The 14,943-nt window shown below is 57.5% G+C and carries 8 protein-coding genes; 5 read left to right on the top strand and 3 right to left on the bottom strand.

The window, feature by feature from the left end:
* Positions 1 to 57 precede the first annotated feature (57 nt).
* Positions 58 to 246, bottom strand: coding sequence for a 50S ribosomal protein L28 (gene rpmB, locus HDF09_RS10065; RefSeq protein ID WP_179581183.1), 189 nt, complete (start codon positions 244 to 246; stop codon positions 58 to 60).
* 398 nt (positions 247 to 644) lie between these two features.
* Here rpmB and HDF09_RS10060 point away from each other — a divergent pair, with 398 nt between their 5' ends.
* From HDF09_RS10060 to HDF09_RS10040, 5 genes are all read left to right on the top strand, one after another.
* Positions 645 to 1,895, top strand: coding sequence for an efflux RND transporter periplasmic adaptor subunit (locus HDF09_RS10060; RefSeq protein WP_183765440.1), 1,251 nt, complete (start codon positions 645 to 647; stop codon positions 1,893 to 1,895).
* Positions 1,892 to 5,218, top strand: a complete 3,327-nt coding sequence (locus HDF09_RS10055; RefSeq protein ID WP_183765437.1) for an efflux RND transporter permease subunit — start codon at positions 1,892 to 1,894, stop codon at positions 5,216 to 5,218. Before HDF09_RS10060 ends, HDF09_RS10055 begins: the two co-directional genes overlap by 4 nt.
* Positions 5,215 to 8,346, top strand: coding sequence for an efflux RND transporter permease subunit (locus HDF09_RS10050; protein WP_183765434.1), 3,132 nt, complete (start codon positions 5,215 to 5,217; stop codon positions 8,344 to 8,346). The genes HDF09_RS10055 and HDF09_RS10050 overlap by 4 nt, the downstream gene beginning before the upstream one ends.
* 18 nt (positions 8,347 to 8,364) lie before the next feature.
* The gene (locus HDF09_RS10045) at positions 8,365 to 9,879 is read left to right on the top strand and encodes an efflux transporter outer membrane subunit (protein ID WP_183765431.1); all 1,515 of its coding nucleotides are present in this window, start codon (positions 8,365 to 8,367) and stop codon (positions 9,877 to 9,879) included.
* A 110-nt stretch (positions 9,880 to 9,989) separates the two neighbouring features.
* Positions 9,990 to 12,671, top strand: coding sequence for a glycoside hydrolase family 2 protein (locus tag HDF09_RS10040; RefSeq protein ID WP_260181059.1), 2,682 nt, complete (start codon positions 9,990 to 9,992; stop codon positions 12,669 to 12,671).
* 19 nt (positions 12,672 to 12,690) lie between these two features.
* On the opposite strand, the gene HDF09_RS10035 is transcribed toward HDF09_RS10040, so the two are convergent.
* Together HDF09_RS10035 and HDF09_RS10030 are read right to left on the bottom strand one after the other, a co-directional pair.
* The gene (locus HDF09_RS10035; protein WP_183765429.1) at positions 12,691 to 12,933 is read right to left on the bottom strand and encodes a hypothetical protein; all 243 of its coding nucleotides are present in this window, start codon (positions 12,931 to 12,933) and stop codon (positions 12,691 to 12,693) included.
* A gap of 192 nt (positions 12,934 to 13,125) precedes the next feature.
* The gene (locus HDF09_RS10030; RefSeq protein WP_183765426.1) at positions 13,126 to 14,931 is read right to left on the bottom strand and encodes an MFS transporter; all 1,806 of its coding nucleotides are present in this window, start codon (positions 14,929 to 14,931) and stop codon (positions 13,126 to 13,128) included.
* Positions 14,932 to 14,943 lie beyond the last annotated feature (12 nt).

The raw sequence follows: 14,943 nt of genomic DNA, 5'->3' as shown, positions 1-14,943 counted from the left end.
AAGCCCCAGCCGGCTAGGTCGCGGCTGGGGCGTTCTGTTTTTGGGGTTTTGAGGCGGTTAGCCCTTGACGACTTTGCCGGTCTTGATGCAGCTGGTGCAGACGCGCATGCGCTTGCTGCCGCCGTTGACCTGGGCCTTGACGGGCTGGAGGTTCACGTTCCAACGACGACGGGTGGTGTTGTGGGCGTGAGAGATGTTGTTGCCGAACTGCGGGCCTTTGCCGCAAAGATCACATTTTTGTGCCATGACGAAGTGCTCCAATCCTGAGTCGCAGAAGATTCCCGGGGACGTGCGCCTGAGTGAAAGAAGCCTCAAAACGGGGTCGGGAAGGGTGGTACTGGGAGCGGGGTCGCTCCTGACCGCTACCGGGTGAAGGGTAGTCTGCCGATTCGTAATCATACCATGCGGGGGGCGGTGGGCTCAATCGGAGACTGGGCGGGGAGGGGCAGGGTGGGGGCATCGTGCGGAGTTTCGCAGGCATCTTATTGAGGGGTCATTGCTTATTGGAGCTGTTGATCAGAAAAAGTTGATGGTTGTGAGGGCTGAGCTGAGTCTTTAAGTACGGGCTCATCCGTCGATAGGGTTACGGACCTGCTGTACATTTTCTGTCCAAAAAAAATCTCTGATGTGGCAAGGGAGACGTATTGCCAGCCGAATCGCACGAACAGCACCCCATCGTGGGGCCGGATCATCAACTGCCGGCTCCTCTTCCGCCCTCGCCCGGAAGTAAGCTCGTTCGGGTTGTTGTGTGGATCGTTTTGCTGCTGATCTTTGCTGTTGGCTTCTATCTGGTGTTGCGGCATCACGACGATTCGAGCACGAGCGCAGCTCCCAAGCGCGGAGCCGGTGGCGGGGCTGTGGCGCTGACGACTGCGACGGCGCAGAAGGGCAATATCGGTGTGTACCTGGAGGCGATTGGGACGGTGACGCCGGTTTATACGGCTTCGATTACGAGCCAGGTGACGGGGCCGGTGGTCGCGGTGCGCTTCAAGGAGGGGCAGACTGTGCGGAAGGGCGATCCGTTGATTGAGATCGATCCGCGGCCGTTTGAGGCGACGCTGATGCAGGCTCAGGGTGTGCTGGAGCGGGATCAGGCGACACTGGCGCAGGCGACGATGGATCTGAATCGGTATCGCGATGCGTGGTCGAGGAATGCGATTCCGAAGCAGACGCTGGACGATCAGGAGAAGATTGTGCTGCAGGACGCGGGCACGGTGAAGAACGACGAAGGGATCGTGAAGTTCGATCAGATTCAGGTGGGGTACTGCCATATCAGAGCGCCGATTGCGGGAAGGGTTGGTTTGCGACTGGTCGATCCGGGGAACGTGGTGCAGGCCTCGGGGACGACGACGCTTGCGGTGATTACGCAGATACAGCCGATCACGGTGATCTTTACGGTGCCGGAGGATAATCTGGGGCAGATTCAGCCGCGACTTCGTCAGCAGGCGAAGTTGCCTGTCGAGGCGTTTGACCGCGCGGCGTTGAAGCAGATTGCGACGGGGACGTTGTTGACGCTGGATAACCAGATTGACACGACGACGGGAACGGTGAAGGCGAGGGCGTCGTTCGAGAACAAGGATTCGTCGCTGTTTCCGAATGAGTTTGTGAATGCGCGGCTGCTGGTGAATACGCTGCAGGGAGCGACGCTGATTCCGACATCCGCGATTCAGCATAACGGCGCGGCTTCGTTTGTTTATGTTCTGCAGAACGATACGGCGCATATGCGATCGGTGAAGCCGGGGGTGATCGAGGGTGAGACGACGCAGGTGACCGGGATCAATCCCGGAGATGTGGTTGCCAACAGCAGCTTCGACAAGTTGCAGGACAAGACGAAGGTTAGCGTTTCGAATAAGCCGATTTCTGCCGCAGCAACTGCTGGGAGTAGCGCTCCTTGAGTCCATCTCGTCCGTTTATTCTGCGACCGGTCGCAACCTCGTTGTTGATGGCCGCGATTCTGCTAGTCGGTATTGTGAGTTACACGCAACTGCCGGTTTCGGCGCTGCCCGAGGTCGACTATCCGACGATTCAGGTGCTGACGTTCTATCCGGGCGCCAGTCCGCAGGTGATGGCGACGACGGTGACGGCGCCACTGGAGCGCCAGTTCGGCGAATTGCAGGGGTTGAGCCAGATGACCTCGAGCAGCTCGGGCGGGACGTCGGTGGTGGTGCTGCAGTTCAACCTCAGCCTGAACATCGATATCGCGGAAGAAGAGGTGCAGTCGGCGATCAATGCGTCGCAGAGCTTTCTGCCGGCGAATCTGCCTGCGCCGCCGATCTACAGCAAGACGAATCCTGCAGATGCGCCGGTGCTGACGCTGGCGATTACTTCGAAGACGGTGCCGCTCTCCCAGGTAGAGGATCTGGTCGATACGCGGTTGGCGCCGAAGATCTCGCAGGTGAAAGACGTGGGACTGGTGAGCATCAGCGGAGGACAGAAGCCGGCGGTGCGGATACAGGCGAATCCTACAGCGCTCTCGTCGTATGGCATCAATCTTGAAGATCTGCGTACGGCGGTGAGCCAGAGCAGCGTGAATGCCGCGAAGGGAAACTTCGACGGGCCGCGGCAGGACTACCAGATCGACGCGAACGATCAGCTTGTAACCAGCAAGGATTACAGAAGCGTTGTGGTTGCGTATCGCAACGGCGCGCCGGTGATGTTGACCGACGTCGCGCACATTCGTGATGGCGTCGAGAACACGACGCAGGCTGCGTGGATGAATCAGACGCCTGCTGTAATCGTGAACGTGCAACGCCAGCCGGGTGGAAACACGATCAAAGTAGTCGAGAGCATTAAGAAGTTACTGCCTCAGCTTGAGGCCAATCTGCCGAAGGGCATCGAGGTGACGACTCTTACTGACCTGACGACACCGATTCAGGCATCTGTGAGCGATGTTGAGTTTGAACTGATGCTGACCATCGGGCTGGTTGTGCTGGTCATCTTCCTGTTCCTGCGGAACCTGTATGCAACGATCATTCCGAGTGTGGCCGTGCCGCTGTCGCTGATTGGAACCTTTGCGGCGATGTACTCGCTCGGCTATAGCCTGGATAACCTGTCGCTGATGGCGCTGACGATCTCAACTGGATTTGTCGTCGATGACGCGATCGTAATGGTGGAGAACATTTCGCGTTATCTGGAAGAGGGCGAGACGCCGATGGAGGCGGCGCTGAAGGGCGCAGAGCAGATCGGGTTTACGATTCTTTCGTTGACGGTCTCTTTGATTGCGGTGTTGATTCCGCTGTTGTTCATGGGAGATGTTGTCGGCCGCCTGTTCCGTGAGTTCGCGGTGACGCTGGCGGTGACGATCGTTGTGTCAGCAGTGGTTTCGCTGACGCTGACGCCGATGATGGCTTCGCGGATTTTGAAACACAATCCGGAAGCGCAGCAGGGACGTTTCTATCGAGCCTCGGAGCACGTCTTTGAGCGGATGATTGCGTTCTACGGGCGGACGTTGAAGGTTGTGCTTCGCTACCAGACGATTACGCTGCTGGTTGCTCTTGCGACGTTGATGCTGACGATTTATCTGTACATCATTATTCCCAAGGGATTTTTTCCTGTGCAGGATACGGGCGTGATCCAGGGAATTACGCAGGCTCCGCAGACGATTGGGTCGAAGGCGATGGCGGCCAAGCAGCAGGAGGTGGCGAAGGTGATCCTGCAGGATCCCGCTGTCGAGAGCCTATCGTCGTTTATTGGAGCGGATGGAACGAATATCACTACGAATAGTGGAAGGATGTCGATCAACCTGAAACCGCTCGAAGATCGCGACCTGAATGCCTCCGATGTGATTCGGCGGCTTCAGTCGAAGCTGAAAGATGTGCAGGATATTCAGATCTACATGCAGCCGGTGCAGAACATTACGGTGGATGACCGGGTGAGCCGCACGCAGTATCAGTACACGCTGGAGGATCCGGATCAGAATGAGTTGAACGATTGGACGGCTCGATTTGTAACTCGTTTGAAGCAATTGCCGGAGCTGGAGGATGTTGCGACGGACCAGCAGTTGGGCGGGTTGGCGGTGTCGCTGGTGATCGATCGCGCGACGGCCTCGCGGCTTGGTGTGGCGCCGACGACGATTGATAACACGCTTTATGATGCGTTTGGCCAACGGCAGATCAACACGATGTACACGCAGTTGAATCAGTATCACGTGATTCTTGAGGCAGAGCCGCAGTTTCAGCTCGATCCGAATAAGCTGAACCATCTCTATATTCGGTCGGGGTCGGCGTCGGGGACCAGTGGCGCGGCGGCGACGTCTTCTTCGGGCAATGGCTCTAGCTCGGCGGGATCGAATGCGCTGACGGGCTCTGCTTTGTTTACCGCTTCGGCGAATACGCTGGCTCCTCCGATCAATGCGCTCACTTCGAGCACCGTGAATTCGACCTCGAGCAAGGGTGCGACTTCGGCCGGGACGACGAGTTCCGCGTTCAACAATGCAGTGCCGTTCAGCGCGTTCTCGCACTTTGAGACGACGACGGAGGCGCTCTCGATTACGCACCAGGGACAGTTCCCGGCGATTACGGTCTCCTTCAATCTTGCGCCGAATGCTGCGCTGGGTGGGGCGATCACCGAGATTACGAAGGTGCAGAAGGACATGCACATGCCGGCGAGCCTGCAGGCGGACTTTCAGGGGACTGCGGCGTCGTTTCGGAACTCGCTCTCGGGAATGCCACTGCTGATTCTGGCTGCGCTGGTGACGGTGTACATCGTTCTGGGTGTTCTTTACGAGAGCTTTATTCATCCGGTTACGATTCTTTCGACACTGCCTTCGGCGGGTGTGGGTGCGTTTCTTTCTCTGATTCTCTTTCACCAGGATCTCAGTGTTGTAGCGATTATTGGGCTGGTTCTGCTGATAGGCATCGTTAAGAAAAACGGAATCATGATGGTCGACTTTGCTCTTGATGCAGAGCGCCATCGCGGGCTTAGCTCGACCGATGCAATCTATGAGGCGTGTCTGCTGCGCTTCCGTCCGATCATGATGACGACGATGGCGGCGTTGCTGGGTGGCCTGCCGTTGGCGTTTGGTCAGGGTATCGGCTCGGAGTTGCGGAGGCCGCTTGGAATCGCCATGGTGGGCGGCCTGCTGGTGAGCCAGGTGCTCACGCTGTATACGACTCCGGTGATCTACATCTTCTTTGACAACCTTTCGCATCGGTTTTCGAAGAGGTCGAAGAAAGAGGAGCAGGGTGGAGGCGAGTTAGAGCCGGCGGGGCAGCCATGAACATCTCTGCGCCGTTCATCCATCGGCCTGTAGCGACGACACTGCTTACGGTTGCGATCGCAATTGCCGGGGCGATTGCGTTCAATGTGCTTCCGGTGTCTCCGCTGCCTCAGGTGGATTTCCCGACGATCTCGGTGAGTGCGGGTTTGCCGGGTGGGAGCGCCGAGATTATGGCGTCGTCTGTGGCGACACCGCTGGAGCGGCAGTTTGGGCACATTGCAGGTGTGACGGAGATGACGTCTGCGAGCAGCCTCGGCTCGACGTCGGTGACGATTCAGTTTGATTTGAGCCGGAATATCGATGGCGCGGCGCGTGATGTTGAGGCGGCGATCAACGCGGCGAGAACTTATCTTCCGGCAAATCTTCCGGCGAATCCGACCTATCGCAAGGTGAATCCGGCTGATGCTCCAATCATGATTCTCGGTTTGACGTCCGATAAATATGGGCCGGACAAGCTGTATGACGAAGCCTCGACGGTGGTGCAGCAAAAGCTTTCGCAGATTCAGGGAGTGGGGCAGGTCAATCCGGGTGGAGGTGCGTTGCCTTCGGTTCGCGTTGAGGTGAATCCGACGAAGCTGGCGAGCTTCGGGATGACGATGGCGAATGTGCAGTCGGTGGTGAGTCTGCAGAATTCGAATTTGGCGAAAGGGCAGATCACGAACGGAGATGTGTCTGCGGACATCGTTGCGAATGATCAGATCTCACATGCGGAGGACTATAAGCCGATCATCATTGGTTACAATAGTGGGTCGGCGGTGCGGCTATCTGACGTGGCGGATGTGGTCGATTCAACGCAGAACCTGCGTGCGGCAGGATACCTGAACGGCAAACGGGCTGTGATGTTGATTATCTTTCGGCAGCCTGGGGCCAACATCATCGATACGGTGGATCGTATTCGGGCGGAGCTGCCATCGGTGGAGGCTTCGATTCCGAAGGGGATCGATACCACGATTGTGCTGGATCGCACGACGACGATTCGTGCGTCGGTGAGCGATGTGGAGCGAACGCTGTTGCTCTCTATCGCGCTGGTGATTGTGGTGGTGTTTCTCTTCTTGCGAAACGGGAGGGCGACGTTGATTCCCGCGGTGGCGGTTCCGGTTTCGTTGATCGGGACCTTCGCGGTGATGTACATGTTCGGCTACAGCATCGACAACCTTTCGCTGATGGCGCTGACGATCTCGACCGGGTTTGTGGTGGATGATGCGATTGTGGTGATGGAGAACATCACGCGACATCTCGAGAACGGGATGGCTCCGTTTGCCGCGGCGCTGAAGGGAGCGCAGGAGATTGGTTTTACGGTTGTGTCGATCAGCATCTCGCTGGTTGCGGTTTTTATTCCGCTGCTGTTGATGGGCGGGATTGTGGGCAGATTGTTTCGCGAGTTCGCGGTGACGCTTTCTACTGCGATCTTCGTGTCGATGTTGATCTCGCTGACGACGACGCCGATGATGTGCGCTTATCTGCTGCGGAGCGAGCATGAGAAGAAGCACGGCCGGTTGTATATGGCGTCGGAGAGGTTCTTTGACTGGGTGCTTTCCATCTATCGGCGGAGCCTGCATTGGGTTTTGGAAAATCCTGTACTGACGCTGACTGTTTTGCTCCTGACGATCGCTTTGAATGTGGCGCTGGTGATCAAGATTCCGAAGGGATTTTTTCCGCAACAGGATACGGGGTCGCTGGCAGGGGCGGTTCGGGGGCCGCAGGATGCTTCGTTCGCTTCGATGAATACGGCACTTCAGGAAGTTGCGAATATCGTGAAGAACGATCCGGCGGTTCAGAATGTGATCGGCTTTACTGGTGGAGGCGGGGCCACGAATACAGGGAATATGTTTGTGACGCTGAAGCCGCTGAACGTTCGCAAGATCGGAGCGCCGGATATTATCAATCGGCTGCGTCCGAAGTTGAACCGCGTGACAGGGGCCTCGGCGTTTCTGCAGGCGTCACAGGATCTTCGTATCGGCGGACGTTCGAGCAACGCGCTCTATCAGTACACGATTCAGGCTGATAACGTTACGGATCTTTCTACATGGGGTCCTAAGCTGCTAGCGGCGATGATGCATCTGCCCGGGTTTCTGGATGTGAGCTCGGATCAGCAGAATGGGGGACTGGATCAGCTGCTTACTTACGATCGGGTGACGGCGGCGAAGCTGGGCCAGACGGCGCAGTCGCTCGATCAGGGGTTGTACAGCGCGTTTGGGCAGCAGCAAGTTTCGATCATCTATACCCAACTGAATCAGTACTACGTTGTGCTGGAGGTCGCGCCGGAGTACTGGCAGACGCCGGAGGGATTGAAGAATATCTATTTTCATCCTGCCGGCACGAGCAGCACAACGGCCAGCGGCAATGTCCCGTTGTTTACTATGGCGACGTCTACGACCAATACGACTCCGCTCTCTCTGAATCACACCGGGTTGTTTCCTTCGGTGACTGTGTCGTTCAATCTGGCTCCCGGGATGTCGTTGAGCGACGCGACGCTTGAGATTGCCCAGATGCAGCAGAGGCTGGGGACGCCGACCTCGGTGCATGGGTTTTTCGCAGGGACGCTGCTGGCGTATCAGCAGTCGCTGGGGACTGAGCCCCTGCTGATTTTGACTGCGCTGCTTGCGGTTTATATTGTGCTGGGAGTTTTGTACGAGAGCCTGGTGCATCCGTTGACGATTCTTTCGACGCTGCCCTCGGCGAGTGTTGGCGCGATGCTTGCGCTGATGCTCTTCAAGACGGACTTGAACGTCATCTCGATCATCGGGATTGTGCTGCTGATCGGCATTGTGAAGAAGAACGCGATTATGATGATCGACTTTGCGTTGCAGGCCGAGCGCGAGGGTGGCATGAATACGGAAGATGCGATCTTTGAGGCGTGCATGCTGCGTTTTCGTCCTATTCTGATGACGACGATGGCGGCGCTCTTCGGGGCGTTGCCGCTGGCGTTCGGTACCGGCACGGGGTCGGAGCTGCGGCGGCCGCTGGGCATTACGATTGTCGGCGGTTTGATCGTGAGTCAGATGCTGACGCTCTACACCACTCCCGTTGTCTATCTCACGCTGGATCGCTTGCGTCTGCGTGCACTGGGTCGTAAGCACGATACTTTTAACCCCGGGGGCGGCCCTGCTGCCGTTGCTGCGGAGTAGATTTGGATGTCTAACCCTATGACGAACCTTCGATTCACCATCGCGATTTGCCCGGCGTTGACGGCGCTTTTGTTGACCGGATGTATGGTGGGGCCTAAGTACCACACGCCGCCCGCCGTTGCGCAGGGGCCGCCAACGATTTACAAGGAGTCGCCGACGCAGTTTCAGGATACGGACGGCTGGAAGGTGGCACAACCGCAGGATGCGATGCTGCATGGGAAGTGGTGGGAGATCTACGGGGATCCGGAGTTGAATGCGCTGGAAGAGCGGTTGAATATCGACAACCAGAACATCAAACAGTTCTTCGCGAACTTCATGGAGGCGCGTGCTCTTGTGGCGCAGGCACGTTCGCAGCTTTATCCGACTGCTTCTGTGGGGCCGTCGTATACCCGTTCCAAGTCCTCAGCGAATCTGGGACGTTCGTCGCAAGCCAACACGGGCTCAACGAACTCTGTCGGCTCTCTGCCTGCTTCGATTTCGTGGGAGCCGGATCTTTGGGGCAGAGTTCGCAGCACGATTCACGAACAGCAGTTCAACGCGCAGTTGAGTGCCGCCGATCTTGAGAATGAGAAGCTGACCGAGCAGGCGAGTCTTGCTACGTTCTTCTTTGAGATTCGCGGTCAGGATGCGCTGCAGGCGATTCTGGAGGACACGGTGGAGGCAGATAAGAGGGCGCTGGAGTTGACACAGGCGCAGTACGAGACCGGCGTTGGCGATCGGATTTCGGTGGTGGAGGCGCAGAACACACTGCAGAATGTGCAGTCGCAGGCGATCAATCTTGGCGTGGCGCGCGCACAATATGAGAATGCGATTGCGCTGCTGGTGGGGGCCAATGCTTCGACTTTTTCTATTCCGGTGAAGGCTTCGAGCGTGACTCCTCCACCGATACCGATTGGGTTGCCGTCGGCGTTGCTGGAAAGGCGACCTGATATTGCTGCTTCGGAGCGAAACATGGCGGCTGCTAATGCCCAGATTGGTATTGCGACCGCGGCGTACTATCCGAATCTGACGTTGAGCGCTTCGGGTGGATTCGAGAGCTCGACCTTCAAACATCTTTTTGATTGGCCGAGCCGGTTCTGGTCGATCGGGCCTACGGTGAGCGAGACGGTCTTCGACGCTGGGTTGCGGCGGGCCACGGTAAATCAGTTTGTGGAGGTATATAACGCTGATGTCGCGAGCTACCGGCAGACCGTTCTTACGGGGTTTCAGCAGGTGGAGGATGCGCTTGCTTCCGTGCGTATTCTTTCGCAGCAGCAGTTACAGCAACAGGAGGCGGTGAAGTCGGCGGAGGAGTTTGTGACGCTCGAGACGGCGCGGTACCAGACGGGCATCGATCCTTACGTGAACCTGGTGACGGCGCAGACGACGTTGCTGACGGACAGGCAGTCGGTCGCGACTCTGCGAGTGCAGGCGATGACCGCTTCGGTACAGTTGATCGAGGCGCTGGGTGGAGGATGGGATCGATCGCAACTGCCTACGCCGGCGCAGGTCTCCGAGAAGTTGACGAAGGCAGAGACGACAGTTCAACGATGAGGCTGAAGGTGTGACCTTTGCGTGATGATCGTGTAGGGTTTCTATGTCTGGCGCGGTGCGGTTTTCGCGTCCGAAAAATTTTGAGATCAGCGATCAAAGGTGTGGGTTGAATGCGAATGAGAGTCTGGGGATCGGCGTTGGTGCTGTTGTTTGCAGCAGGTTCGGTGGGGTTAGGTTCGGTGGCTTTGGCAGCTAGTTCGTCACTTCCTGAGGCTGTGACTCTGTCGGCTGGCTGGCAGCTGCAGGATGCGGCGAAGGTGACGCAGACCGGGGATGCGATCGCTTCGGCGAAGTTTAAACCGCAGGGCTGGTACTCCGCGACGGTGCCTGGGACGGTGCTGACGAGCCTGGTGAATGCAGGCGTCTACCGGGAGCCTTTGTATGGGGAGAATAGCCGCCCCGACAAGATTCCTGACAGCCTTGCGCGCACGCCGTACTGGTATCGCACGGTCTTTGAGGTGCCGAAGACGTACGCCGGGAGGCATGTGTGGCTGAACCTTGAGGGGATTAATTTTTCAGCACAGGTGTGGGTGAACGGGACGCAGGTTGGCACGATGAAGGGCGCGTTCAAGCGGGGGATCTTTGATATCTCGCCCGCGGTGAAGCCTGGGAAGCAGGCGGTTCTGGCGGTGCTGGTGTCGCCGCAGCCTCATCCGGGCGTGCCACATGAACATACGATTCGAGATGGCGTGGGCACGAACGGCGGCATCACCGCGATCGATGGGCCGACGTTTCTTTCGACGATTGGCTGGGACTGGATTCCGGCGATGAGGGACCGGGATACGGGCATCTGGCAGAAGGTGTTCCTCTCGGCGAGTGGGCCGGTGGTGATTAAAGATCCGCTGGTGACGACGGATCTTCCCTTGCCTAAGACGGATACGGCTGATGTCTCGGTGCAGGCGCGAGTGGAGAATGTGACGGATGCCCCACAGAAGGGCGTGTTGAAGGGAAGCTTTGGGGATGTGACGTTCGAGCAGAGCGTGGAAGTGGCGGCGCATAGTTCGCAGATGGTTACGGTCGATCCGAAGAACACGCCGGCGATGCATGTGGAGCATCCGAAGCTGTGGTGGCCGAATGGATATGGGCCGCAGAATCTGTATAAGCTGCATTTGAGTTTTGAGGTGGATGGGAAGGCGTCGGACGATAAGGATGTAAGCTTCGGCGTTCGCAAGTTTACGTATGCGGTGCCTGATTCGGAGAACCTGACGATCTCGGTGAATGGGGTTCGCGTGTTTATTCGTGGGGGGAACTGGGGTCTGGATGAAGCGATGAAGCGCAATCCGCGGGAGCGGCTCGAGGCGCAGATTCGGATGCACCAGATCGCGAATATGAACATGATTCGCAACTGGGTGGGGCAGAGCACGAGCGAAGATTTTTATGAGCTGTGCGACAAGTACGGGATTCTGGTGTGGGATGAGTTTTTTCAGCCGAATCCTTCGGATGGACCTGATCCGGATGATTTTGATACGTACATGGCAAATGTGCGCGACAAGATTCTGCGGTTTCGCAATCATGCCGCAATTGTTTTGTGGTGTGCGCGGAATGAAGGATATCCGCCGAAGACGATTGACGATGCGCTGCGCGTTTTGATGACTGAGCTGGAGCCGACGAGGTTGTATCAGGCGAACTCGGCTGATGGGCGCGGGGTCAACTCGCATGGGCCGTATCACTGGAGGACGCCGCGGGAGTTCTATGTTTATGACGAGGCGTTCAAGACAGAGATTGGAAGCATGTCGGTGCCGACGCTGGAGTCAATTCACGGAATGATGCCGGAGAAAGACTGGGAGACGATCAACGACGACTGGGCGCAGCATGACTTTGCCAAGGGCGCGGCGGATGGCGACAAATATCCGGCGATTATTGCGGATCGGTATGGCAAGGTGGCGAACCTCGCGGACTTTGTGAGGAAGTCGCAGCTGGCGAACTATGAGGCGTTTCGCGCGATGTACGAGGGGCGCAATGCGAAGCTGTTTCATCCGACGACGGGAGTGATTACGTGGATGAGCAATCCTGCGCAGCCCAGCTTTGTGTGGCAGCTTTACCACCACGATCTTGAGCCTAACTCAGCTTTGTTTGCGGTGAAGAAGGCGGCCGAGCCGATTCATATTCAGCTGAATGAGGCGAATGGCGAGGTCCAGGTGATCAATAATCTGGATACTCCGCTGGAGAGTGCGCATGCTCACCTGGCGATCTACAACCTGGATGGGGCAGTGCAGTATCAACACGACTTTGAAGTGTCGGCTGCACCGAGCCTGGCAACGACGCTTGGAAGCGTGGAGTGGCCTTCAACCCTTTCGGCGGTTCACTTTGTGAAGCTTGAGCTGCGCGATGCGACGGGGAAACTGATCTCGGAGAACTTCTACTGGCGTGGGCTGCCGGAGCATCAGAATGATCTCAAAGCGTTGGGCAGTTTGCCCGTGGTGACGCTTGGGGCTTCGGTGGTTCGCCGCGAGACGGAGGGCAAGGTCTTCGTCACGGTCACGCTGCAAAATACAGGGAAAGGAATTGCGCTGATGACTCACCTGCAGCTGCGGCGCAAGCGCTCGGGAGAACGAGTGCTGCCCGTTTATTACAGCGACAACTATGTGTCTCTGCTGCCGAACGAGACAAGGACGATCACGATTGAAGCTGCGGCTGCGGATCTAAAGGGAGAGGACGCCCTGGTCGCGTTGGATGGATGGAATGTTGGAGTGACCGCCGCTACTTCAGCGGGGGTTAGCGTTGAAGCTAACGTGGGAGCTCTGGTCGATCACTGGCCGCTCACCGGGTTACCAATGGAAGGGGCCCGGTGAGCCGCGCCTGAAGACGCGCCTATTCTTTGGTCTTGAGCAGGCTGTCGTTCTTTACGATGAAGTCTTCGATCTCAGGTGCCATTGCGAGGATCTTGCGCCATTGCTCCTTATACAGAGTCACAGGAAATCTACCGACTCCGTAGAGGGACAATCCGCCCTTCTCGCTGACCTTGAGACTCAGCCCACGCACAGCCTTGTTCTTCAGTTGATCGTTCTCTGCTCGCAGGCGCTCGAGCTCTGCTCTCAAATCCTCTTCAGACATGTATCCTCCTTGACCATGTGTTTATGACTACGAGAATACGACAAAGGCCCGAGCCGGGGTTTGAAGAGACGAACCGGCTGAATGCTGAAAAATGCTCCCTATCCACAGAAGGTCGGGCTTGATTGCAGCCGGAGCCGCTACGTAATGCGCATGCGATCGGTGGGAACGGGTCTTCAGAGGGACTGCTGCGGCTTATATTTTTCTTACTCCCTCGAAGTGCTGCTCGATCTCTTCCAGAGTTTTGCCTTTGGTTTCGGGCAGGAGGAAGGTTGCGGTGAGGAAGTATATGACGGTGAAGGCAGCAAAGATAAAGAACATGGTGGAGTAGCCGTACTTGCTGACGACGGGCAGGAAGAGGACAGCAAGCGTGGTCGAGACCATCTGATTGATGACGAGAGCGATGCTCATGCCTACCGAACGAATGCGGGTGGGCATTAGCTCCGACAGGGCCAGCCAGACGCATACCCCGGGGCCTACAGCATAAAACGCCATGAAGGCATAGAGGCCAAGGGCCACCAGCCATCCATGCCTGGTGGCAGGGACACGGTTGATCAGGGCTCGCTGGATCTTGAGAGGCGCTGTCTGAGCAGCAGCCAGATCCGCGAAGGGATTTTTGAAGAAGGCTTCGATCCGGTTGGCAGGCACGCAGCTTTCGCGGGTGATGTGAATGGGGGCTGCTGCGGCGTCGTCGGAGCGTACAAAGGTGGTTGCGGCACTGAACCCGCCATAGGAGTAGATGACAGCGAGAGAGGTATTGCTGTCGTTGAACTGATCCTCGTTGTAACCGCTCGCCTGCAAAAGTCTGCTGGCCTCGGCCCGGTTGAAGGCAAGAGATAGGTCCTGTTGCGGGCTGACAAGAGCTTGCACGGCGGTGCGGCACTCAAGGTTTGATCTTTCGGTTCGCAGAAAGAGGGTGCCGACTGTGATCAGAGAGGCGATGACACCGGTTGTACCAAGAATGAGAAGGAACCGACGGCCCTTGCGATCGACCAGAGACATGCCCACCGCGGTAATGAGAAAGTTTACCGCGGTGAAGAGGACATACCCCCAGTGCGCACTGAGATCGGAGAGACCGCTCTGCAGGAGGATGCCGGTGTTATAGCTAATGATCGAATTGACTCCTGTCGCTGTATTGCAGAAGAGAATGACGCAGGCCAGCAGGAAAGGGATCATATAACGGCGACGAAAGATGGTGTCGTGGACGGCCGCTTTCGAGGAGGTCTTTTCTGTAGACGTGATGGTGACTTGCTGCATCGTGTCGAGTTCGGCCTGTGCGACATGGGTAGGATGGGAGCGACGGAGCGCAACGAGAGCGCGATCTCTGTGGCCGCGGCGAAAGAGCCAGCGAGGGGATTCCTGTACGAACAACGTGCCAAGAACAAAGAGAACTCCGGGCGGAAGAGAGACCCAGAAGATGCGCCGCCATGCCTGGTCTTTGAAGTGGAACAAAGTCGCCGGGTCCGAGGCCTGCGCCACGGCCTGAACGCGGTAGCTGTAATAGATGCCGATCACTGCCGCGCCAACGATGCCCAAGGTGAGGAACCATTGGAAGATACCGGTGCCCTTGCCGCGAGTCGACGATGGGAGGCACTCGGCGAGGTAGAGCGGAACCACCACGCCGATGAGTCCTCCGCTGACGCCCTGGAGCAGCCGTCCGAAAAACAGCGATTCGTAGCCGGAGGAGATGGCGATGACGGGGATACTGATGACGAAGATGCCGCCGCTCAGGAGCATTAAAGGTTTGCGGCCCATCCAGTCGGCGAGCAGACCGGCAAACAAGGTGGAGATGACGCTGCCGAGCAGTACCGCTGCAACGATGACAGAGAGCTGCCCGGCGGTAAGGCCTGAGGTTGCCTCAAGATAAGGGAGGGCGCCTCCGATGATGCCCACATCTACGCCGTAGAGCAGGCCACCTAGACCTGCAACCACCAGAAGCAATGCGCTGTATCGGCGCTGGCTGACGGATAACTGGGTGGGGCCGGAGATCATAGATTCCATTCTCGCGGGCCA

It is taken from the genome of Edaphobacter lichenicola, assembly GCF_014201315.1.
Lineage (GTDB): Bacteria > Acidobacteriota > Terriglobia > Terriglobales > Acidobacteriaceae > Edaphobacter > Edaphobacter lichenicola_B.
This window is presented reverse-complemented; position numbering and strand designations above follow the sequence as displayed.